The organism is Nonomuraea dietziae, from assembly GCF_014195505.1.
GTDB classification, from domain to species: Bacteria; Actinomycetota; Actinomycetes; order Streptosporangiales; family Streptosporangiaceae; genus Nonomuraea; species Nonomuraea roseola.
Map to the genome: position 1 here is coordinate 2,426,082 of NZ_JACIBV010000001.1, position 21,640 is coordinate 2,447,721.

A 21,640-nucleotide genomic window follows, 5' to 3' on the forward strand; every position below is an offset into this window, starting at 1 on the left:
CCACCTGGTTGCTCGATTTTGGCCCAGACCGTAATCTGCTGAACGCGAATAGTCAATGGAGGCGGTTGTGACGGCGTTCGACGCGCGTGGCTTGATCGGCGAGCTCACGGTGACGCTTGACGTGGACGTGCTGGTGGGAGCCTACGCCGACAGGGACGGCCCGCCGGGCGACCCGTCGTCGGTGCTGGCCGTGCTGGGCGAGAACAGGATCGGCGTGGGCGCGGTGGCCTCGCTGCGGGCCGCTCTGTTCGACCTGCGCTCCGGCAACGACGAGGTGCTCGCCCTGCCAGGCGTCGTCCCCGTGGGCGCGCTCGACCTGCGCGACCCGATCGGCTCGGTGCGCGAGATGGAGCGGCTGGCCGCGCGCGGGGTGAGGGCGGTCAGGCTCTTCCCCGACGAGCAGGGCGTCGAGGCGGGCTTCCCCTCCGTGCGGCACGTGGCGAGGAGGGCGGCGGCGCTCGGGCTGGTGGTGCTCACCGGCGGGGACGTGCGCCGCTTCTGGCAGCCGTTCTCCGGCCTCGAGGCCAAGGTCGTCTTCCTGGACACCCACTTCTACCACCTGGGCGACTTCCTCGTCGTCGCCGCTGACGAGCCCGGCTTCCACACCTCGACGCGGCTGCTCAACTCGCCCGACGCGCTGGAGACCGTACCCGCCGACCGGCTGCTGTACGGCTCCCGCACCCCCCACTACGAACCGCTGGTCCCGCTGCTGCGGCTGGCGACCAGCGGGCTGAAGCCCGAAGAGATCACCGCCGTCGCGGGCGGCAACGCGAGGAGGCTGCTCGGATGATCGTCGACGTGCACGCGCACTGGGGGCCGTGGTTCTTCACCATGGACGTGGCCGAGCTCAACCTGGCCACCATGGACCGCTACGGCATCGGCGTGTCGATCGTGTCGGCCACCGAGGCGGTCATCTACGACGCCTCCGCGGGCAACAGGGCGCTGGACGGCTGGCTGGCCACCACCGAACGCCACTACGGCTACGTCACGGTCAATCCGCGCAGGCTGGCCGAGGCCGAGCGGGACCTCGACGAGTACCTGCCGAAGGGGCGCTTCGTCGGCGTCAAGATCCACACCGACTACACGGGCTCGCCCGTCACCTCGCCGCAGCTGCGTGAGGCTCTCGCGCTGGTGGCCTCGCGCGGCGTGCCCGCCCTCGTCCACACCTGGGGCGCCTCCGTGCTCGACCTGGCCCAGGCCGTCATGGACACCCCCGGCCTGCGCGCGATCGCGGGCCACATGGGCGCGGACGGCCATCGCTACGCCGTCGAGGCCGCGCGCTCCTGCGACAGGCTCTGGCTGGAGCCCTGCTACTCCCACGCGCCGGCGGGCCGGATCGCGCAGGTGGTGGCAGGCGTCGATCCAGAAAGGCTGCTGTTCGGCACCGACTCGACGCTCATCGACCCCGCCTCGGCCTTCGGCGCCGTCGCGGCGGCCGGCCTCTCCCCCGGCGTCGCCGAGCTGATCGCTTGGCGCAATGCCGTCCAGCTCTTCGGTCTGGACATTACGGCCTAGGCCGTTATAGCGTCCGGCAGATGATCCCGCGTCGCCGTTTCCTCCAGGTAGCAGCCGCCGCGTCCGCCGCCGCTGTCACCCTTCCGGCCACCCCCTCCCTCGCCGTCGCCCGCGAGCCCGAAGGCACGCTCACCGACCTCGGCCCCGCCAGCGTCGCCAGCCCGCTGGGCAACGGCGAGTTCGTCGGCAACGTGCTCTACATGGGCTCGCGCGGCCTGTCGCCCAACGTCGTGGGAGCGTGGGACCTCGGCGCCGACAAGGTCACCACCCACTTCGAGATCCCCACGGGCGTGGGCATCTGGGCCATGTGCAAGGTGGGCACCGACCTGTACGTCGGCACCCACTCCAGGTCCGACCTGTACAAGATCGACACGGTGACGGGCACGACGACCAAGCTCGCCGAGTACCCCGACCACTTCATCTGGACCATGGCCTCCTCGCCCGACGGCAAGATCTACATGGGCATGTCCGAGCCCGGCAGGGTCGTGGAGTACGACCCCGCCACCGGCGTCAGCCGCGACCTCGGCCAGCCCGTGGCGGGCGAGTCGTACGTGCGCAGCATCCAGGCCGACGCCACCCACGTCTACGCCGGCATCGGCACCAACGCCCACCTCATCGCGATCGACAGGAAGACCGGCGAGAAGCGCGACCTGCTGCCCGCCGAGCTGGCCGACCGCGACTGGGTGTCGAGCATGTCGAGCTCCGACACGCACGTGGCGGGCGGCGTGCTGTCGCTGGCCGAGCTGGTCGTGGTCGAGAAGGCAGACCCGGCCAACTACAAGATCGTCAAGGCGACCGCGCCGGGCGAGAAGTACGTGGTCGCGGTGCTGATCCACGACGGCTGGGTCTACTTCGCGGGACGGCCCTCCGGCACCCTGTACCGCTACCACATCGCCACGGACAAGCTCGAGGTCCTCGGTGTGCCGTTCTTCGAGGCGGGGACCGGCAGGATCCTGGAGCACGAGGGCCGCATCTACGGCATCCAGGACCCCGGCGTCTTCGTCTACGACCCCGCCACCGGCAAGCTCGACTACCTCAGCCACGTGCAGCGCGGCTACCGGGCCGCCGCCGAGGCGCCCATGTCGGTGCACTCCGACGGCTCGTACGTCTACGTCGGCGGCAAGAGCGGCGCCGACCTGCACGAACTGGCCACCGGCAAGGTCACCAGGCTCTCCATCCCCGGCGAACCCAAGACCATGATCACCGTCAGGGACACCACCTACCTCGGCATCTACACCCAGGCGGCGCTCTACTCCCACCGCATCGGCGACCCCGAGGCCAAGCTGCTGTTCCGCACGGGACACAACCAGGACCGCCCGCGCGACCTGGCGTACGACAGGCGCACCCGCCTGATCGTCATGCCGACCCAGTCCGAGCCTGGGCACCCCAACGGCGCGCTCGACGTCTACGACCCGCGCAGCGGCAAGGTCGACACCTACCGCCCGATCGTGGAACGCCAGACCGTCGCCTCGGTGACCGCGCTGCGGGGCATCGCCTACCTGGGCACCAGCACCCAGGAGGGGCTCGGCTCTCCCCCTGTGACGCCCACGGCCCGGCTGGCCGCCTTCGACCTGCGCTCGCGCAAGCTGCTGTGGGAGATCGAGCCGCTGCAGGGTGTCGCCTCCATCACCGGCGTGAAGCACACCGCCACGGCGGTGTACGGCCTGACCAACACCGGCGTGCTGTTCGAGTACGACCTGCGGCTGCGGAAGGTGACGCGGACGCTCAAGGTCAACAACAGGGGCGGCGACCTGGTGATCGCCGGCTTCACGGCCTACACCAGCGACGTGGACGGGGTCTACCGGATCGACCTGGTGCCGTTCACGGCCAAGAAGATCGTGACGGGGCTGGCCAGCGACTGGTTCGGCGGCGGCTCCAAGCTGAACATCGACCCGTCGGAGCGGGCGCTGTACGGCATCAAGGGCCGCAACCTCGTGCGCATCGCCATCTCCCCCCGCTGACCCTCACTCGCCGAGCCGGGCCCTTTGGGCTCTCCCGCCGGGGCTGCCCCGCCGCAGCGGGGCGGCCCTGCCGCGTCGTGCGGGACCGGCACGTCCTGCGGGACCGGCACGTCCTGCGGGACCGGCACGTCCTGCGGGACCGGCGCGTCCTGCGGGACCGGCACGTCCTGCGGGACCGGCACGTCCTGCGGGACCGGCACGTCCTGCGGGACCGGCACGTCCTGCGGGACCGGCACGTCCTGCGGGACCGGCGCGAGAAGGTTCAGCGCACGGAGGTTCAGCTTCAGCGCACAGGGGTTCGAGCGCACGGGGGGTTCAGCGCACAGGGGGTTCAGCGCACAGGGGTCAGGCGGAGGACGGCCTTGCCGCTCGACAGCGAGAGCACGCGCACGCCGATGCCGTTGACCGACCCCGTCGTGCCCTCGCCCAGCAGCGCCTGCGAGCTCACGCCAGGCCCCGTGCCCTTCACCCTGACGGAGTGGCTGGTGAAGGAGATGGCCAGCCTGGTGATGCCGAACCTGGAGCTGACCCTGAAGGACACAGACTTCCTGAGGGTGAGACTGCACCTGCCGTCATGGCAGGCCCGCAGGTTGGGAGCCGTGGCCGCCGCGGGCACTACCGAGGTGCCGGCGCCCGCCGCCGCGCCGGGCACGGGCGAGGAGGGCAGGCCGGTCAGGGCCGTGGCGAGCAGCACGGAAGCGGCGATCATCACAGGCATGTCCGTTCATTCGTCGCTGTCACAGGGGATGTGCCGACGCGCTCAACCCTTTGTCAACGACGCCGTGATGTCCACCGGTTCGGCGAAATCCCCTTCCGCGACCCTCTGGACGAGCGGTTCGGCAGATCCCCCCTCCGCGCCCCTCTGGACGAGCGGTTCGGCAACTCCCCCCTCCGCGCCCCTCAGGACGAGCGGTTCGGCGACTCCCCCCTCTGCGGCCCTCAGTCAGGACGAGGCGGCGAGGACGTCGGCGCGCTCGGCCTCGGCAAGGCCCGGGCCGAAGGGGTCGTGGGCGTGGGATTCGGGGATGAGGCCCTCGGCGGCGGCCAGCCACAGCATGCGCTGGACATAGCCCTCCATCGGCGCGGTGAACGTGGCGGCGGCGAGCCTGTCCAGCCGGGCCGAGGCCTTCTCGAAGGCGCGCAGGTCGTCGCCCTGGAAGGCGCGCATCACCGCGCCCGTCGCCTCCACCGAGGCCGCGGCGATGCCGACCAGGGCCGCTTCGGCGCCCCACAGCAGGGAGGGGCCGAACATGCGGTCCTCCCCCGTGATCGCCAGCCTGCCCGCAGCGCGGGTCAGGGCGATCGTCTCCTGGCAGCCCATGGCGTCCGACAGCAGCGCGGTCTTGAGCCCCGCCACACCGGGATGGCCGAGGATCTCGCGCATGACGGCCGGCGGGCACGGCGAGGTGTAGAGGTCGAAGGCGATCATCGGCAGCCCCGCGGCCCGCCAAACCGCGTCGTGCAGCGCGACGCGGTCGCCCTCCGAGGGGAACAGCAGGAGGCCGTCGGCGCCGAGCTCGGCGGCCGTCATGGCGTCGGCCACCGTCCGCTCGACCCCTGTGCCCTCGGCGGCCGTCGCCCCGGCGGGCGCCTCGCGGCCGGAAGGCGTCGCGGCGCTCCGGGCGTGGACGGCGTTCGGAGCCGCACCGCCCGAGCCGCCGACGCCCACGACGACGGGGACGCCCGCGCGCCTGGCGCGCACGATCAGGCCGCGCCGCACGTCGGCGGACAGGAAGGGGCCGCGGCCCGTGTGGGCGAGCACGGCCAGGGCGTCGGCGCCCGAGGCGACGAGCCGGTGGAAGTAGCTCTCGGCGAGGTCGAGGTCCACCTCGCCGGAGCGGGTCATCGGGGTCGCCGCCGCGGCCACCAGCGCGCCGCGCAGGCGGTCGCGCAGGCGGGCGGCGCGCGTGTCGATTGCCGTGCTCATGATCGCTCCCTCACCGGACGTTTCGGGGCGTCCAGCGTAGGACGTCCCGTCACGAAGCGGTACGCCCGCCTTCCCGATGAGCCAGGGCCGGTCACTCCCCGGCGCGCGGGAGCCCCGTCACTTGAGGCCGGTCATCGCGATGCTGTTGACGAGGTAGCGCTGCAGCAGGAAGAAGACCAGCAGGCACGGCACCGCCGAGATCGCCGCCGACGACATCACCATGGACCACTGGAGCTCCTCGGTCCTCAGGATGGTGAGGCCGACCGTCAGCGTCCTGGTCGCGTCGCTCTGGGACAGCACCAGCGGCCACAGGAAGTCGTTCCAGTGCCACAGGAAGACGAACACGCCCAGCGTCGCCATGATCGGCTTGGTCAGCGGCACCACGATCGTCCAGTAGACCCGCAGCTCCGAGGCCCCGTCCACCTTCGCGGCGTCGAACAGCTCGTCGGGCAGCCCGAGGATGAACTGGCGCATCAGGAAGACGGCCTGCGAGTTGGCCAGCGTCGGGACGATCAGGCCCCAGAAGGTGTCGACCCCGTTCAGGTTCGAGATGAGCACGAAGACGGGGATCAGCGTCGCCTGGAACGGCACCATCATCGTGGCGAGGAACGTCCAGAGCATGGCGTCGCGTCCGGGGAAGCGCTTCTTGGCGAAGGCGTATCCGGCCATGGAGGCCGTGATCAGGATGACGACGACGGACACCGCCGAGTAGATCAGCGAGTTGAGCGTCCACTGGGCGAAGCCCGACGCCGACAGCACCTGCGTGATGTTGTCGAGGGTCAGCGACTCCGGCCACTGGACCGGCACCGTGGGCTTGCCCCTGGGGCTGAGCGCCACGATGATCATCGCGGCGAACGGCGCGACCGTCAGCAGCGACATCAACGCCAGCAGCGCGAACAGCCACCACCTGCCGCGCGGACGGCGGGGCCTGGTCGCGGCGCGGGCGCTGGTGGCCGCGGGGCGGGTGGCGGTGAGCGTCACGTGTTCCCCCTCCCGAGGAAGCGGCGCTGGATCAGCGAGATGGCCAGCACGATGGCGAAGAGCACCATCCCCCACGTGGCCGCGTAGCCGAACTCGAAGAAGCGGAAGCCGCGCTCGTAGATGCCGTAGATGAGCGTGTAGCTGGCCTTGGCGGGGCCGCCGCCGGTCATCACGTAGATGGTGTCGAAGACCTGGAACGAGCTGATCGTCTCGATCACCAGCACGAAGAAGAGCGCGGGCTTGAGCAGCGGCAGCGTGATGCTGCGGAAGCGCTGCCAGGCGCTCGCGCCGTCGACGCGGGCGGCCTCCATGTACGAGCCGGGGATCGCCTTCAGGCCGGCCAGCAGGATCAGCATCGAGTAGCCGAACCCCTTCCAGCAGGAGACGACCGCCAGCGCGGGCAGCACCAGCGAGGAGCTCTCCAGCACCTGGACGGGGCCGAGGTCGACCTTGGTGAGCAGGCCGTTGAGCAGGCCGTCGAACTCGTAGATCCAGCGCCAGATGATGCCGGCGAAGACGAAGCTCGTGACGTAGGGCAGGAACAGCATGCTGCGGAACAGCCCCCGCATGAAGATCACCGCGTTGAGCAGCAGCGCGGTGCCCAGCGAGACGAGCACCGTCAGCGGCACGAAGATGGCCGCGTACACCAGGGTGACGCGCAGACTGGCCCAGAAGTTCGGGTCGTTCCACAGCCGGACGTAGTTGTCGGCCCCGACGACGTCCCACTCCCCGCCGATGTTCCAGTTGGTCAGGCTCATGCCCGCCGCACCCAGCGTGGGGAAGATCCGGAAGATCAGGAAAAGGACGAGCACGGGCAGGACGAACAGCAGTCCAGTGACCGGATCACGCAGGCGATGACGCACCGGGGTTCACACCTTTCCAGAAAAACAGGGCCTTCCCTCGGGAAGGCCCCAATCGTGTCAGCTGCCGCTGGACAGCAGCTCGTTGGCCTCCTTCGCCGCGGCGTCGAGGGCGGTCTTGGCGTCCTCCTTGCCGAGCAGCGCCGCCTGGATGTGCGACGCGATCATCGCCATCACCTGACGGGCCTTCGGGTGGGTGTCGCCGGGGAAGGCGAACTCCAGGGACTTGGCGAACTCCTTGGAGGCGGCCGACTGCCCGGGGATGGTGACGTCGGTCCTCGCCGAGAAGAAGCCGGACTCCTTGGCCAGCTCGGCCGCCACGGTGGTGGAGGCGAGGTAGCCGGCGAACTTCTTGGCCGCGTCCTTGTCGGCGGCGTGCTTGGCCAGCACGAGCCCGCCCGGGATGCCGAAGGCGACCCGCTTCGTGCCCTCGAGCGGCAGGCCGACGCCCACGTTCTCCTCGCCGATCGCGGCGGCGAGCTGCTCGACCATGCCCGCGGTGGCGGCGTGGTACATCGCGGACTTGCCGCCCGCCAGCGGGCCGCCCTCGATGTCGTTGCCCTTGCTGGCGGTGTTCTCCGGCAGGCCGCCCGCGGCCTTCAGGTCGAGCAGGTACTGCAGGCTCTGCACGCCCTCGGGGCCGTTGAAGGCGACACTCTTGCCGTCGGGGGCGAAGACGGTGCCGCCGTTGGCCCAGAGGATCGGGTAGAAGCTCTGGTTGAGCGAGACCTCGGGCTTGCCGGGGTAGTCGAGCACCGCCACCTTCTTCGCGGCCAGCTTCGGCGCCGCCGCCTTCAGCTCCTCCAGGGTGTCGGGCACCTCCGTGACGCCCGCCTCGGCGAACAGCTTCTTGTTGAAGATCGGGGCGGTGATCGTCTGGTAGATCGGAACACCGTAGAGCTTGCCGTCGACCGTCAGCGCGGTCAGCGCGTTGGACAGGTAGGCGGCCTTGTCCTTGGCGATCACGTCGTCGAGCTGCTCGAGGGTGCCCTGCTGGGCGTACTGCGGGATCTGGTCGGGCCCGAGGACGACGAGGTCGAAGCCCTTCCTCGAGGCGAGGGCCGTCGTGATCTTCTCCTGCCGGCCGTCCCACGGCTGCTGGTCGATCTTGACGTCGATCGTGGGGTTGGCGGTCTCGAAGTCCTTCTCGACCTTGCCCCAGAAGGCCTGGTTCTTGGCCTGGTCGGCGATCACGGGGTACATCCAGAGGGTCACAGTGCTCTTGTCGGATCCTGAGCCACCGGACCCGCACCCGGCGATCACGACGCTCATGGCGGCCGCGATTCCGGCTGCCGCTACCTTCCTCATCGGCGGCTTCCTTTCATGAATACCGGTCCTGACCGAAACCTAGTGAGTAAGGGACGGTCGGTCAATGCCCGATACACGAACTTGACATCCACCCTGGCGTGAAAGCCAGGGACTCCCCCACGTCGCCGCAGGGTCCTTACTGCTTCCTCTGCGCCGCTCGCGCGTCGCAGCTTTCGGGCTGAGCCAGGGTTGGAGTTGCCGCACCTGGTCTTACCTGCCCTCCACAGTCGTTTTTGCCGTGTCCAGCCAGCCCGGCGACCACGGTGACGCGTTGTCCTTGCAGCAGGATGTTGATCGCTGCGGCGATGTCCCTGTCATGGTGCTCACCACAAGACGAGCAGTCCCACCCCGCACCCCCAGGGGAAGCCGCCCGACCCTCCACCCGCAGCAGGGACACAGCTGGGAGGAGGGGTAACAGCGGCCGACCCTCGCCAGGATCCGCCCGTACCGGACGGCCTTGCCCTCCAAGAGTGCGAGGAAGGCGCCCCAACTCGCGTCGTTCACCGACTTGGCGTGACAGCCCCGCGCCAGGCCCCGCACCGAGAGCGTCTCGACATGCACCGCTTGGTTCTCACGGATGATCGAGGTGCTCACTTGGTGCAGAAAATCGTGGCGCGCGTCGGCGACCTTGACATGCTGGCGGGCGACTTTGGCTCGTGCCTTGTCCCGGTTCTTCGACCCCTTCTCCTTGCCCGACAGCGCGCGCTGCAGCTTGGCGAGTTTCTTCTCCCTCCGCCGCAGCCACCGCGGATTGGCGATCTTGTCGCCGCCGCTGAGGATCGCATAGTGCGTGAGCCCGAGGTCGACCCCGGTCTCGGTTTCGAGTTCGGGCAGCATCTGGCTGTCGTCGGCGATCTGGAGGCGAAGTAGCGCCCGGCCGCGTCCAGGATGACGGTGACCGATGAGGGGGCTGCGGGCAGCGCTCGCGACCAGCGAACTTCCACCTCACCGATCTTCGCCGAATATAGGCGGCCCTGAACGGTCAGAGAGAAGGCCTTGGTGGTGAACCTGACCGACTGCCGGCGGTCGTGACGCGACTTGAACCGGGGCAGCCCCATATGCGGCCCCTTGCGCCTGCCACTGATGGAGTCGAAAAAGTTTCGGTAGGCGGTGCTCAGATCCCGGACCGACTGCTGGAGCACCACCGACGAGACCTCGGCCAGCCAGGCCCGCGCGGAAGTCTTCTTCGCAGCCGTCAGCACCAAGCGCTGTAGCTCAGCATCCCCAATAAACGCCAGGCCGGCCCTGCGGGCGGCCTTACGCGCGGCCAGTGCGTCGTTTCACACCACTCGCGCGCATCCGAATGTCTTGGCCAACATCTGGCGTTGTGACAGGTCGGGATAGAGCCGATAGTTGCAGCGCAGCTTCACTTTCGGTCACCACCGGTGCCTTACAGTCACTCGAACACACTATCGGCCAGCTGCGCCTGCCGCAGGCGAATGTCGGCGCGAGCGAATATCGATCTCCGCGTCGCGCCTCTTCCCGGTTCTGGTGACGAAGTCCGGGCGAGCTGCTGAGAAACCGCCCCTATGGCCTGTTCCTGATTCGCTCCGCGATGAGCTCGACGTGCTCGTCGGTGTAGCGCTCGTTCCAGTCGATGACCAGCAGCGTCTCTGCCACCAGCCGCTCCGCCTCCGGGCAGGCCGCGGGCGTGTAGCCCTCCAGCGGGTAGCGGGAGCCGCCGTAGACGGGCCCCTTCCACACGGGCGCCCTGTTCAGCGGCTCCCCGAGGTAACCGGCCCGTGCCGGAATCCCGGCGGCTCCCAGGTGGGCGGCCAGCTCGCCGGCCCCGCCGTCCGGAAGGACGAGGGGGAACAGCCACCATGCGTGCCCCTCGGGGCGCGGCAGCCGCAGCCCCTGCAGCCCTTCCAGGGCCTTCAGCAGGTGGGCGGCGGTGCGCCGCCTGGCGGCCAGCACGCCGTCCAGCTTGGCCAGCTGGGCGCGGGCGACGGCGGCCTGGAGCTCGGTCATGCGGTAGTTGAGGCCCAGGCTGGCGTGCGACCGCCCGGCGGCGCGGTCCCATCCCTTGTCGGAGAACAGGCGCATCCTGCGGGCCAGCTCGTCGTCCTGGGTGATGACCACTCCGCCGTCGCCGCAGGTGATGTGCTTCCACTGCTGGAGGCTGAAGGTGCCGACGTCGCCCACGGTGCCCGCGAGCCTGCCGCCCCCCACGCCCCGCGCACCGCCCCCGAGCTGCTCCCCCGGCCCCTGAGCGGGAACCCCCGGCCCCTCGGCGGGAACCCCCGGCCCCTCGGCGGGAAGCCTCGGCCCCTGGTCGGGGAGCCCCGGCCCCCGGGCGGGGAGCCCCGGCCCCCGGGCGGGGAGCCCCGGCCCCCGGGCGGGGAGCTCGGTGAGCCAGGCCTGGGCGCAGTCCTCGATCAACGCCAGCCCGTGCCTGTCGGCCAGCGCCCTGAGCTCGTCGATGCGCGCGGCGGCGCCGAACAGGTGGACCGCCATGATCGCCCGCGTCCTCGGCCCGATGAGGGCCTCGACCGCGGAAGGATCGAGATTGCCGTCGGAGGGGTCCACATCCGCGAAGACAGGAACGGCGTTCTGCGCCAAGATGGGGGCCACAGTCCCGAAGTCCGTGATCGGCGTCGTGATGATCTCGTCTCCGGGGTCCGGCGCAGCCGCCACGACCGACAGATGGAGAGCCGCGGTGCCGGAGCTGCACGCGATCGCGTGGCGGGAGCCGTACAGCTGCACCATCTCGCGTTCGAGCGCCTTGGCCTCGGTTCCCCACACGGAGTTGAGCATGCCCGAGCGGATCACCCGCTCCAGGGCGGCCACCTCCTCGTCGCCGAGCGTGCGGCCCTCGGGATCGGCCATGGTTGGAAAGTTCAGAGTCACGAGTTACCCTTTCGGTCTTGACCGTAATATGCAAGAGGGAGGCGTGGGTGGGAATCGTCATCGGGGTCGTCGGCCCGCACGATCTGGTCGACGACGTCGCGGCCACCTGCGAGGAGCAGCCGGGCGTCACCGCGCTGCGGCTCGACTACGACCACGAGTCGCAGGCTCCCGCGATCGTCGAAGCGCACTCCTCCACCGTGGAGGGCTGGCTGTTCACCGGCATCGTGCCGTACATGCTGGCCAGTGACGCCGAGGCGCTCACCCGCCCGGCGGCGTTCGTCGACTACTCCGGGGCGACGCTGCTGACCGCTCTGGTACGGCTGCAGCACGAGGGCCAGGACATCACCCGCCTGTCCATCGACACGATCTCGGCCGCCGACGTCCACGCCACCTTCGAGGAGGCGGGCCCTGCCCACCGAGCAGGTGCGCACGCTGCCCTACCGGCCCGAGATGACCTCCAAGAAGGCGGTCTCCTTCCACCGGCGCGGCGGCGACCACGCGGTGATCACCTGCCTCAGCTCGGTGCACGAGGCGCTGCGCGACGACATGCACGTGCTGCGCCTCGCGCCTTCGGTGCACTCGGTGCGGGTGGCGCTGCGCCAGCTGCTGCTCACCGCCGAGGGTCAGGCGCAGGAGGACGCGCAGATCGCGCTCGGGCTGATCGAGGTCGACAGCGAGGAGGGCCTGCTGCGCGAGGCGGCGGCCCTCGGTGGCACGCTGGCCGCCTTCAGGGGCGGCACGCATCTGCTGGTCACCACCAGGGGCCCGCTGGCCGACGCCACGGGCGGCTTCTCCTGCCTGCCGATGCTGTCGCGGCTGACCGTGACGAGCCAGGTGGTCAGGGTGGGCTTCGGGCTCGGCCGCAGCGCGGCGGAGGCCGAGAGCCTGGCGCGCAGGGCGCTGGCCAGGGCCAGGCGCATCGGCGACGTCGCCGCGGTGCTGTCGCTGCGCGCCGACACCGACATCGTGCTGGAGTCGGTCGGCGCGACACCCGCCGGCGAGCAGAACCTGTCGGTGATCGCCCGCAGGGTCGGCCTCTCGGTGCCCACGCTGGAGAAGTTGCTGGAGGCCCGTGAGGCGGCCGGCGGCGAGCCGCTGACCACCAGGGAGATCGCCGAGCGGCTCGCGGTGCAGCAGCGCACGGCCCGCCGCATGCTGCACCGCCTGGAGCTGGCCGGGCTCGCCGAGCGCACCGGCAACCTGACCAGCGGGACCAGTGGCCGCCCGCTGACCCTCTACCGGCTGACCCTCTAGCCGGCACACCCGGGCCGGCCGGCACCCCGTCCCGGGGTCCGGCTCGCCCTGTGGCCGGCGCGCCTTCCGCGGATCCGGCGTGTCCGCTAGGCCAGCCACCGGTCGAGGCCCTCGGCGACGAACTCGTCGTCGCGCAGCCACGGGTAGGCGGCCCACACGCGGTCGATCTCGGCGAGCTGTCCTGGAGACAGCTCCTCGGCGGGGTCCAGGCACCAGCGCCCGGCCAGCAGCCCCTGGCGGCGCAGGATCTCGTGGATGCCGGGGATGCAGCCGTGGAAGCCGTTGGCCGAGTCGAAGATGGCGGCGTTGGCGTCGGTGAGGTGACCGTCGAGCCCGAGCAGCCTGCGCACGGCCGCGTCGTCGCCCGCACGGGCCAGTTTGGCCTCCTCCAGCAGCTCGACCGCCTTCTTGACCCAGACCGCCCACTGGCCGAGCAGGCCGCCGACGAACTCGACCTCGACCTCGCGGCCGTCCACGATCACCCGGTGGGTCGTGATCAGGTCGGCCAGGATGTGGTCGTCGTTGCCGGTGTAGAGCGCCACCTCGCCGGCGCGGCCCGCCCTGACCACCCCGTGCAGCACGTCGAGCGTGCGGTAGCGGTCGAACGGCGCCACCTTGATGCCGACGACCGACTCGATCGAGGCCAGCCTCGTCCAGAAGCTCCTGGACAGCGTGCGACCGCCGACGGCGGGCTGCAGGTAGAAGCCGATGACCGGCAGCACCTCGCCGACCGCGCGCGCCCGCTCGATCAGCTGGTCCTCGTTCAGCTCCCTGTGGGGGCTGAGCAGCACCATGTGGTAGCCGAGCGACCTGGCGAGCTCCGCCTCGGCCACGGCCTGCTCGGTCGGGCCGGTCGCGCCCGCCACCATGACGATCTCGCGGCCCGCCTCGCGGGCGGTCTCCGCCGCCAGCTCGAGCACCGGCGGCAGCAGCTCGGTGCCGTGGATGGCGAACTGCGTGGTGTGGACACCCACGGCCAGGCCGCCCGCGCCGGCCTCGACGTAGTAGCGGGTCAGCGCCCGCTGGCGGCGCTCGTCCAGCTTGCGTCCCGCGTCGAGCGCCAGCGGGTGCGCGGGGATGACCAGGCCACGCCTGAACAGGTCGCGGACGGACGTCTGAGCCTCTGGAGCCGTGCTGAGCACGTCACTTCCCCCTCGATCGATGAGCATGCTGATCAGAACCGGCCGTCGCGGCGCTCGAACTTGGTCGGCTTGCCGAGCAGGGGGCCGCCGTCGGCGACCCAGCGCGCGGTGAGCTCGATCAGCTCGGCGGGCGCCAGCTCCGGGTAGCCGAAGAGCCTGTGACACCTGGCGGCGTTCGACAGCAGCGCCGTGTTCGCCTCCTCGCCCACGAAGGAGGGCTCCTTGCCCATGGCCCTGCCGAGGTCGGTCGCGGCCTGCCGTACCGAGATCAGCTCGGGGCCCGTCAGGTTGAGCGTGAACGGCGGAGCCTGCGCATGCAGCAGCGCGCGGAGCGTGACCTCGTTGACGTACCCCTGCCAGACCACGTTGGCCATGCCCGTCGAGACGTCGATGGGCTCGCCCGCGTGGACCTTCTGCGCCAGGTCGACCAGCACGCCGTAGCGCATCTCGACGGCGTAGTTGAGCCTGATGAGGGCCAGGCGGGTGCCGTACTTCTCGCTGAAGTGCGACATCACCCGCTCCCTGCCCAGGCAGCTCATCGCGTACTCGCCCACGGGGTCGGCGGGGGTCTCCTCGGTCGCGCCGCCGCTGGTCACGGGGACGAGCGGGTAGACGTTGCCGGTCGACAGCGCCGCGATCCTGCTGTCCCTGAACCGGTTGGCGACCCGTCCCGGCAGGTAGGAGTTGGTGAACCAGGTGGCGTGCTCGGCGCCCTGGGTGCCGAACTTGGCGCCGACCAGGAAGACCACGTTCTCCACGTCGGGCAGGTCGCGCAGGGCCTGCTCGTCGGCCACGTCGGCGCTGACGACCGTGGCGCCCTCACGCGTGAGGTTTTCGGCCAGGCCCGGCTCGGAGAACCTGGAGACGGCCACGACCCGCCTGCTCCCCTTCGTGGCGTTGAGGGCGAGCCTGACCAGGCTCGGTCCGAGCTTCCCTCCCGCACCAAGGATCATGATGTCGCCGTCGAGCCTGGCCAGGTCGTCGACGAGACCGTCGCTGGGTCTCGCCAGCCGTTCCTCGAGCTCTGCTACCGTCCGCACCCCGAACTCCTCTCATTTACGGTCCAGACCGTAACTTCGCGAGTGTTTTCCTGTCAATGGGGCGCCGTTTTTAGCGAGCCGGAACGGCCTCGCGGGCCTCTACCAGAACGCCCAGAATCGCCCTGGTCTCGGCCCACGGCACGGGGCTCGGCGCCCCGCCGACCATGGTGAGAAAGGCCTCGACCGTTCCCTCGTAGCCCAGGCCCTTCAGGACGTCGTCGCCGCTGTCGATGACGATGTCGCGCGAGCCCTGCCGGGTGTGCACGGTGACGGTGTACGCCTCGGAGTCCGAGACGCCGATGATCTCGACCGTGCCCGTGACTCCGCTGTCCCACCGCAGCGCCATGACGCCGGTGTCCTCCGAGCGCAGGCCCTCGTAGTGGCGGACCGAGCCGGCCGCGCCCGCCAGCCGTACGGCGGGGCCGAGCAGCGCCACGAGCAGCTCCACCCCGTGGATGCCCATCGTGACCATGGTGCCGCCGCCCTCGCCCGGCGTGTCCTGCCACGGGTTGTAGCCGGTGGCCCAGAGCCCGACGTCGTGCCTGACGGTGGCGCGCACGGACAGCACCTCGGCGGGGTCGATCCGCGCGGCGGTGAAGGCGGGCGCGAACCTCAGCACGGAGCTGGACAGCACCCGATCGGTAATCTCCAGCCGGTCGAGGGCGTCGAGCTGGGCCCTGGTCGCGGCGGCGGGCTTGTTCATGAACACCGGCGTGCCCGTCTCCAGCACCGCGCGCAGGGCGTCGGGCGCCTGGGGGTTCGGCACGGTGAGCACGACGCCGTCGGGCCCGGTGGCGAGCAGCTCGGCCAGGCCGGCCGCGACCTTCGCCCCCGGATGCTCGTCGGTGAAGCGCCGCAGCCTCTCGGCGTCCTGCTCCCATACGACGAGCTCGGCGTGGCGGGCCAGCGTACGGGCGTCGGTGTAGGGGTGACTGGTGGCCAACCCGGCCAGGGCAATGCGCACAGCGTCCTCCAGATCCGGAATGTGCGCCATCATGACACCCTCGCCCCCGGCCGAGGCGAGCCAGTCTCCCGGTTCCCCGCGGCTACCGCTCGTCCACCTCGGCGTGGGTCCTGCCGTCGGCGAGCCTCGGATAGCCGGGTCCCCTGTCGAAGAAGCTGACGGGCTCCTCGGCCAGCCTGGCGCGCAGGGCGGCCGTGGCGGGCACGTCCACCCTGCCTCCCTCCGGCCCTGCGCCCTCCTCGAAGACCACCCCGTAGTCGGTCCTGGCGCCCTCGACCGAGACCTTCCCGTCGCGCACGTCGGCGGCCACCCTCTCCGGATCACGCTCGTACGGCGAGCCCCAGCCGCCCCCTCCCGTGGTGCGGACGCGGATGACCTCGCCCGCCCGCACCGGATGGTCGTCGACCAGCCCCTCCATCTCCTGCCCCGCCACCGACACCGTGAAGGGACGCCCCGCCCTGCCCCCGTTGACGCCCCAGCACGACAGGATCGACCGGTCGGCGATCGACATGTACGAGGCGTCCCTGAGCATCCTGATGTGCTTGTCGTAGCCGAGCCCGCCCCTGAACAGCCCGGGACCCCCCGAGTCGACCGCGAGCCCGAGCCGCTCCACCCTGAAGGGCCAGCGCGCCTCGGCGAACTCCACGGGGATGTTGCGGGAGTCGGGCACCACGTGGATCGTGTCCTCCCCGTCGGCGTACCACCGGCCGCCCGAGCCGCCGCCCAGGACCTCTCTCATGAGGTACGGCACGCCGCCGCCGTCCTCGCCGTACACGCCGGTGTAGCGGATGGTCTCCTGGTCGGCGGGCATCCGCCCGTTCGTCGCCTTGGCCAGCACCCCCGCCAGCACACCGAGCAGCCGCAGGATGACGAAGGTCCTGGCGTTGGTGGGCGCGGGGAAGATCGGCGTCAGCAGCGTCCCCTTCTCGGGGAAGCGCATCTCGATGAGCGGGACCACGCCCTCGTTGACGTCCAGCTCGGCCATCCGCTCGGGCGTGTCGGCCAGGTTGCGCAGGATCGGGGCCAGCCACTTCTTCAGGAACACCCCGTCGGCGTAGTCCCCCGCGTGGTTGATGGGGCCCTTGGCCTGCGGCGAGGTGCCGGTGAAGTCGATGACGAGCCTGTCGTCCACGCGCGTGAGCGTGATGCGCTGGGCGTGCAGGCGCGGCTCGTCCACGCCGTCGTGCTCGGCGTAGTCCTCCCAGACGTAGGTGCCCTCGGGGATCTTCGACAGCAGCTCTCTGCGGAAGGTCTCGGTGGTCTTGTCGATGATGGCGTCGAAGCACCGCTCGACCTCGGTCCTGCCGTAGCGGTCGAACAGCTCGGCCAGGCGGCGCGCCCCCATCAGGCAGGCCGAGCACTCGGCGTCGAGGTCACCGGCTAGCGAGTCGGGCATGCGGGAGTTGCGCGTCATGATGCGCAGGGCGGCCTCGTTGGGCACGCCGCGCTCCCACAGCCTGATCGGCGGGACCATCAGGCCCTCCTCGAAGACCGAGCGGGCGTGGGAGGGCATGCTGCCCGGCACCGATCCGCCGATGTCGTCGTGGTGGCCGAAGGCCTGCACGAAGGCCACCACCTCGCCCCGGTGGAAGACGGGCACGGTGACGCAGAGGTCGGGCAGGTGGCCGATGCCGCCTTCGGAGAGGTAGACGTCGTTGTGGAAGAAGACGTCGCCGGGGTTCATCGTCTCCGGCGGGAAGTCGCGCACGACGGGCTGGACCAGGGCGGAGTAGGAGCGGCCTGTCAGCTTGCGCAGCCTGATGTCGTGGATGCCCGCGCGGAAGTCGTGGGCGTCGCGGATCATCGGGGAGCGGGCGGTGCGGGCGATCGCGGTCTCGACCTCCTTCTCCACGGAGGCGAGCGTCCCTTCGACGATCTCGACGAGGATCGGGTCGACGGCGGTCACCGGCTCTGTCCCTTCGTGCTCGTGCTCGTGCCCGGTTCGCCCGCGCCGTGCCTGCGGATGACGAGGTTGCCGTGCGCGTCGCACTCGGCGGTGAAACCGGGGTGCAGCGGCAGGGTGGAGCCGTACTCCTCGATCACGGCAGGGCCGCTGACCACGTCGCCCCTGCGCAGGTCGGCGCGCTGGTGGACGGGGCGCTCGGTCCAGCCCTCGCGCTCGTCGAAGCAGACGGGCCGCCCGCCCCGCGCGGTGAGGGCGGCTTCGGCGCGTCCGGGGCGCTCGGGGATGGCGGGCCGGGTGATGGGGCCGATGCCCGACACCCGCAGGTTGACCCACTCCACCGCGTGGCGGGGATCGTCGCGGTAGGCGTAGCCGTAGAGCCGCTCGTGCGCCTCGTGGAAGCGGGCGAGCACCTCGGCGCGCCACTCCTCGCCGAGCGGGCCTGGCGGCGCCGCGACGCGCACCTCGTAGGCCTGGCCGTAGTAGCGCAGGTCGGCGCTTCGCCGGCAGACGGGCGAGGTGAAGCCTTCGCGCTCGAGCGCGGCGACCGCCTGCCCCTCCAGCTCGGCGAAGATCCCCGCCAGCACCCCCAGGTCCGGATCTCTCGTGACATGGGTGCGGACGTAGTCGTTCTTGACGTCCACGGTGAGCAGGCCGAACGCCGACACGTTGCCGGGGTCGGGCGGCACGATCACCGCGGGCAGCCCGAGGATGTCGATGAGGCGGCAGGCCAGCAGCGGCCCCGAGCCTCCGAAGGTCACCAGCGGGAAGTCGCGCACGTCCAGGCCACGTTTGACGGTGATCTGCCTGATCGCGTTGCACTGGTTGAACGCGCTGATCTCCAGGATCCCCGTCGCGGTGCGCTCAGGGGTGAGGCCGAGCTTGGCCGCCAGCGCCTCGACACCCTCCCTCGCCGCCTGCCCGTCCAGCGGGATCTCCCCGCCGAGCAGGTGCGGAGGGATCCTGCCGAGGAAGACGTGCGCGTCGGTGACCGTGACGTCCCCGCCGCCCTTGCCGTAACACAGGGGCCCTGGATCGGCGCCCGCCGACCTCGGACCGACCTTCAGCGTGCCCTCGGGCGAGATCCACGCGATCGAGCCGCCGCCCGCGCCCACGGTCACGATGTCGATCATCGGGATCTTGCAGGGGTAGCGGCCGATCGACCCCTCGGTGGTGAGGGAGGGCTCGCCGTCCACGACCACCGCCACGTCCGTGGAGGTGCCGCCGCCGTCCAGCGTGATGACCGAGGGGTGCCCCGCGGTGGAGGCGATCAGCGCCGCCCCCAGCGCCCCTGCCGCCGGTCCCGACAGCACCGTGGTGATCGGCTGGTGCACCACCTCGGCGGCGCTGAGGATGCCGCCGTTCGACTTCATCACCGAGTACGGCATGCGCAGCCGCTCGGACAGGTTGGCGATGTAGCGCCGCATCGTCGGCTTGACCGCCGCGTCGACCAGCGTCGTGACCGAGCGCTCGTACTCCCTGTACTCCCTCAGCACGTCGCTCGAGAGCGAGACCACGGCCTCAGGATGCTCCCTCTCGAGCACCCCCCTCATGCGCTCCTCGTGCTCGGGGTTGGCGTAGGAGTGCAGGAAGCACACTCCGATCGCGGTGATGCCGCGCTCCCTGAACCACCGCGCGACCCGCGCCGCCTCCTCCTCGTCGAAGGGCCTGACCTCGGCGCCGAGGTGGTCGAGGCGCCCGCCGACCGTCTTCACCCTGTGCACGGGCACGATCCTGGGCGGCTTCACCCAGAAGTAGGAGTTGCCGTAGCCGTCGGGCACGCTCTGCCTGGCGATCTCCAGGATGAACTCGAACCCCTCGGTGGTCACGAACCCGAGGTCCTCGATCCTGTCCTCGAGCAGTTGGTTGGTGGCCACCGTGGTGCCGTGCACCAGCCCGGTGACCTCCGCGCCCGCCTTCGCGGCGCCGACCTTCCCGAGGCCCGCCATGAACCCGTCGGCCGGGTTGGCGGGCGTCGAGGGGGTCTTGGTGGTGAAGATCTCGCCGGTCCGCTCGTCGACCGCCACCACGTCGGTGAACGTGCCGCCGGTGTCCACTCCGATACGCATGGCTTCAGTCTCCACCCGTGGACCTGCCTGCGGGGATCAGCGAAACCTGCCGAACAAGCGGCGTTTCTTCATCGTCTCCTGCTGCCGAGCACGTCGTCGATCACCTTCGGGGCGTGCTCGGTGCCGACGTAGGCGGCCAGCCGTACGGCCAGCTCGTGGGCCTTGGTCAGCTCCATCTCCACGCGTGCCTTGCCAGACTGTCCGGCCTGGATGCCGAAATAGGCGCCGATGATGGTGCCGATCACGCCGCACACCCCCGCGAACATGGTCGCGAACTCCTTGGTGGCGAACACCGCGGCCCCGAACGCGACGAGGATCACGATGATGCCGGTCAGGACCACGAAGAAGCCGTAGCGCCAGCGTGCGGCGTCGGCCTGGGCGGCGGTCAGGTCGTCGGGGGTCATCAACGCGTCGAGCGCCGCGGGGTTGTCCGTGGCCACAGTTGCCTCCTGATAGCGATGGGACCATAGGTGATGCCCAGTAAGCTAGCGGCCTGTGACCGAATTGTCCGCGCTCTCTGCCGTGCCAGCCGCCGCCCGCGACGCCGTGCTGAAGTTCTACTTCGGCCCCATGGACTGCGGTAAGTCCACGCTGGCGCTCCAGATGAACTACAACCACGGACGGCAGGGCAGGCGCGGGCTGGTGCTGACCAAGCACGACAGGTCGGGAGGGCCGAAGGTCACCAGCAGGATAGGGCTCGGGCTCGACGCCATCGAGGTGGACGACTCCCTCGACCTGGTGGAGCTGGTGCGGGGTCACGACAGGATCGACTACCTCATCTGCGACGAGGCGTGCTTCTACACCATGGAGCAGATCGAGCAGCTGGCCGACCTGGTCGACGGGCACGGGGTGGACGTCTACGCCTTCGGCCTGGCCTCCGACTTCAGGTCGCGGATGTTCCCCGCCGCGCAGCGCCTGTTCGAGCTGGCCGACGAGGTGTGCAGGCTGCAGGTCGAGGTGCTGTGCTGGTGCGGGCGGCCAGGGCTGCTGAACGCCCGCGTCGTCGGGGGCGCGATGGCGCGCAGCGGCGAGCAGGTCGTGATCGGCGACACCGACGCCTCGCCCGTCCGCTACCAGGTGCTGTGCCGCCGTCACCACCGCAGCGGCCAGCTGGCCATGCCCGCCGCGGACCAAGCGGTGCCCGCCGAGGGCGCGGCGGTGCCGCCGGCCGACAGGGCGATGCCCGGAGGGGGCGGGGCGGCCAGGACGCAGGAGAGCCTGACCGCCTCCGCCTGAGGGTCAGCGCGCCCGCGGCGCGGCACGCCTGCCGGTGCGCTCGGCGACCTCCTCGAGCGCGGCGAGGAAGGTCTCCTCCGGCTGCGCGCCCGAGACGCCGAACTCCCCCTCGAACAGGAAGAACGGCACGCCGGTGATGCCGAGCTCGCGGGCCCTGCCGAGCTGCTCGCGGACCTCGTCGCCCGCCTCGCCCGTGTCGCTCACCCCGACCTCGGCGGCCAGCTTGGCCAGCACCTCGGAGTCGGCGATGTTGAGCCCGTCGGTGAAGTGGGCGGCGAACAGGCGCTCGGTCATCGGGGCGCCCAGCCCCCGACGGGAGGCCAGCTCGATCAGCCGGTGGGCCTCGAAGGAGTTCGCGCTGACCGCCCTGTCGAAGTGGAGCTCCAGCCCCTCCTCGGCACCCACGGCCGCGACCCTGGAGGTCATCTGCGCGACGTCGCCGCCGAACTTGCGCCGCAGCGCCTCCAGCAGCGGCTCGCCCTCGGCCGTGGCCGTGGGGTTGAGCTCGAACGGGCGGTAGGTGACCTCCACCACGCCCGCGTGACGCGCGGCCGCCCTGGCGAAGCGCTTGTGCCCGATATAACACCAAGGACAGACCACGTCCGAGAAAATCTCTACCTTCATGACGTG

General features: G+C 70.7%; 20 protein-coding genes. 5 read left to right on the plus strand and 15 right to left on the minus strand.

The annotated features are described in order from the left end of the window. Positions 1-67 precede the first annotated feature (67 nt). Genes FHR33_RS11690 through FHR33_RS11700 form a run of 3 tightly spaced genes read left to right on the plus strand, consistent with a single transcriptional unit; the run spans position 68 to position 3,476 of the window. The gene (locus FHR33_RS11690) at positions 68-790 is read left to right on the plus strand and encodes an amidohydrolase family protein (protein WP_183646021.1); all 723 of its coding nucleotides are present in this window, start codon (positions 68-70) and stop codon (positions 788-790) included. Beyond that, the gene (locus tag FHR33_RS11695; RefSeq protein ID WP_183646023.1) at positions 787-1,515 is read left to right on the plus strand and encodes an amidohydrolase family protein; all 729 of its coding nucleotides are present in this window, start codon (positions 787-789) and stop codon (positions 1,513-1,515) included. Before FHR33_RS11690 ends, FHR33_RS11695 begins: the two co-directional genes overlap by 4 nt. A gap of 20 nt (positions 1,516-1,535) precedes the next feature. Then, the gene (locus tag FHR33_RS11700; protein ID WP_183646025.1) at positions 1,536-3,476 is read left to right on the plus strand and encodes a ligand-binding sensor domain-containing protein; all 1,941 of its coding nucleotides are present in this window, start codon (positions 1,536-1,538) and stop codon (positions 3,474-3,476) included. 331 nt (positions 3,477-3,807) lie between these two features. Here the strand turns inward: FHR33_RS11700 and FHR33_RS11710 are convergent, their stop codons facing one another. From FHR33_RS11710 to FHR33_RS50120, 8 genes are all read right to left on the minus strand, one after another. Continuing rightward, positions 3,808-4,194 carry a hypothetical protein gene (locus FHR33_RS11710; RefSeq protein WP_183646027.1) on the minus strand — a complete coding sequence of 129 codons (387 nt, stop codon included), beginning with the start codon at positions 4,192-4,194 and terminating at the stop codon, positions 3,808-3,810. A 225-nt stretch (positions 4,195-4,419) separates the two neighbouring features. Beyond that, positions 4,420-5,403: a dihydrodipicolinate synthase family protein gene (locus tag FHR33_RS11715; RefSeq protein WP_183646029.1), complete on the minus strand. Its 984-nt coding sequence runs from the start codon at positions 5,401-5,403 to the stop codon at positions 4,420-4,422. A 117-nt stretch (positions 5,404-5,520) separates the two neighbouring features. Next, entirely contained in the window at positions 5,521-6,384 is an 864-nt protein-coding gene (locus FHR33_RS52550) for a carbohydrate ABC transporter permease (protein WP_312895480.1), read from the minus strand. Continuing rightward, positions 6,381-7,247 carry a carbohydrate ABC transporter permease gene (locus tag FHR33_RS11725; RefSeq protein WP_183646031.1) on the minus strand — a complete coding sequence of 289 codons (867 nt, stop codon included), beginning with the start codon at positions 7,245-7,247 and terminating at the stop codon, positions 6,381-6,383. Before FHR33_RS11725 ends, FHR33_RS52550 begins: the two co-directional genes overlap by 4 nt. Positions 7,248-7,304: 57 nt before the next feature. Beyond that, positions 7,305-8,552 (minus strand): extracellular solute-binding protein, encoded by a 1,248-nt coding sequence (locus FHR33_RS11730; RefSeq protein WP_183646033.1) that lies wholly within the window; start codon positions 8,550-8,552, stop codon positions 7,305-7,307. Positions 8,553-8,762: 210 nt separating this feature from the next. Beyond that, complete coding sequence (locus tag FHR33_RS53235) at positions 8,763-9,389, minus strand: RNA-guided endonuclease TnpB family protein (RefSeq protein ID WP_425567623.1); 627 nt, start codon at positions 9,387-9,389, stop codon at positions 8,763-8,765. A gap of 443 nt (positions 9,390-9,832) precedes the next feature. Next, positions 9,833-9,922: a helix-turn-helix domain-containing protein gene (locus tag FHR33_RS52555; protein WP_312895481.1), complete on the minus strand. Its 90-nt coding sequence runs from the start codon at positions 9,920-9,922 to the stop codon at positions 9,833-9,835. A 157-nt stretch (positions 9,923-10,079) separates the two neighbouring features. Then, the gene (locus FHR33_RS50120) at positions 10,080-11,381 is read right to left on the minus strand and encodes a DegT/DnrJ/EryC1/StrS family aminotransferase (RefSeq protein ID WP_246451775.1); all 1,302 of its coding nucleotides are present in this window, start codon (positions 11,379-11,381) and stop codon (positions 10,080-10,082) included. Positions 11,382-11,852: 471 nt separating this feature from the next. Between FHR33_RS50120 and FHR33_RS11750 the strand changes: the two genes are divergently transcribed. Continuing rightward, entirely contained in the window at positions 11,853-12,656 is an 804-nt protein-coding gene (locus tag FHR33_RS11750; protein ID WP_183646035.1) for a response regulator, read from the plus strand. An 86-nt stretch (positions 12,657-12,742) separates the two neighbouring features. Here the strand turns inward: FHR33_RS11750 and FHR33_RS11755 are convergent, their stop codons facing one another. From FHR33_RS11755 to FHR33_RS11780, 6 genes are all read right to left on the minus strand, one after another. Then, entirely contained in the window at positions 12,743-13,825 is a 1,083-nt protein-coding gene (locus tag FHR33_RS11755; protein WP_183646037.1) for a dihydrodipicolinate synthase family protein, read from the minus strand. 5 nt (positions 13,826-13,830) lie between these two features. After that, positions 13,831-14,838: an NAD-dependent epimerase/dehydratase family protein gene (locus FHR33_RS11760; RefSeq protein WP_183646039.1), complete on the minus strand. Its 1,008-nt coding sequence runs from the start codon at positions 14,836-14,838 to the stop codon at positions 13,831-13,833. Positions 14,839-14,908: 70 nt separating this feature from the next. Then, positions 14,909-15,802: a Gfo/Idh/MocA family protein gene (locus tag FHR33_RS11765; protein WP_183646040.1), complete on the minus strand. Its 894-nt coding sequence runs from the start codon at positions 15,800-15,802 to the stop codon at positions 14,909-14,911. Between the two features lie 82 nt (positions 15,803-15,884). Further along, entirely contained in the window at positions 15,885-17,708 is a 1,824-nt protein-coding gene (locus FHR33_RS11770; protein ID WP_183646042.1) for a hydantoinase B/oxoprolinase family protein, read from the minus strand. Beyond that, complete coding sequence (locus tag FHR33_RS11775) at positions 17,705-19,774, minus strand: hydantoinase/oxoprolinase family protein (protein ID WP_183646044.1); 2,070 nt, start codon at positions 19,772-19,774, stop codon at positions 17,705-17,707. The genes FHR33_RS11770 and FHR33_RS11775 overlap by 4 nt, the downstream gene beginning before the upstream one ends. Before the next feature lie 68 nt (positions 19,775-19,842). Beyond that, positions 19,843-20,214, minus strand: a complete 372-nt coding sequence (locus FHR33_RS11780) for a hypothetical protein (protein ID WP_183646046.1) — start codon at positions 20,212-20,214, stop codon at positions 19,843-19,845. 55 nt (positions 20,215-20,269) lie between these two features. On the opposite strand from FHR33_RS11780, the gene FHR33_RS11785 reads away from it, so the two are divergent. Further along, complete coding sequence (locus FHR33_RS11785) at positions 20,270-21,010, plus strand: thymidine kinase (protein ID WP_312895482.1); 741 nt, start codon at positions 20,270-20,272, stop codon at positions 21,008-21,010. A 3-nt stretch (positions 21,011-21,013) separates the two neighbouring features. On the opposite strand, the gene FHR33_RS11790 is transcribed toward FHR33_RS11785, so the two are convergent. Then, positions 21,014-21,634: a DsbA family oxidoreductase gene (locus FHR33_RS11790; RefSeq protein WP_183646048.1), complete on the minus strand. Its 621-nt coding sequence runs from the start codon at positions 21,632-21,634 to the stop codon at positions 21,014-21,016. Positions 21,635-21,640 lie beyond the last annotated feature (6 nt).

Excerpts from the sequence above, each read along its gene's own strand:
- FHR33_RS11710 (WP_183646027.1), bottom strand. The coding sequence starts at position 4,194 with ATGCCTGTGATGATCGCCGCTTCCGTGCTGCTCGCCACGGCCCTGACC.
- FHR33_RS11700 (WP_183646025.1), top strand. The coding sequence starts at position 1,536 with ATGATCCCGCGTCGCCGTTTCCTCCAGGTAGCAGCCGCCGCGTCCGCC.
- FHR33_RS11750 (WP_183646035.1), top strand. The coding sequence starts at position 11,853 with ATGACCTCCAAGAAGGCGGTCTCCTTCCACCGGCGCGGCGGCGACCAC.
- FHR33_RS11775 (WP_183646044.1), bottom strand. The coding sequence starts at position 19,774 with ATGCGTATCGGAGTGGACACCGGCGGCACGTTCACCGACGTGGTGGCG.
- FHR33_RS11730 (WP_183646033.1), bottom strand. The coding sequence starts at position 8,552 with ATGAGGAAGGTAGCGGCAGCCGGAATCGCGGCCGCCATGAGCGTCGTG.
- FHR33_RS11715 (WP_183646029.1), bottom strand. The coding sequence starts at position 5,403 with ATGAGCACGGCAATCGACACGCGCGCCGCCCGCCTGCGCGACCGCCTG.
- FHR33_RS50120 (WP_246451775.1), bottom strand. The coding sequence starts at position 11,381 with ATGGCCGATCCCGAGGGCCGCACGCTCGGCGACGAGGAGGTGGCCGCC.
- FHR33_RS11695 (WP_183646023.1), top strand. The coding sequence starts at position 787 with ATGATCGTCGACGTGCACGCGCACTGGGGGCCGTGGTTCTTCACCATG.
- FHR33_RS53235 (WP_425567623.1), bottom strand. The coding sequence starts at position 9,389 with ATGCTGCCCGAACTCGAAACCGAGACCGGGGTCGACCTCGGGCTCACG.
- FHR33_RS11755 (WP_183646037.1), bottom strand. The coding sequence starts at position 13,825 with ATGCTCATCGATCGAGGGGGAAGTGACGTGCTCAGCACGGCTCCAGAG.
- FHR33_RS11790 (WP_183646048.1), bottom strand. The coding sequence starts at position 21,634 with ATGAAGGTAGAGATTTTCTCGGACGTGGTCTGTCCTTGGTGTTATATC.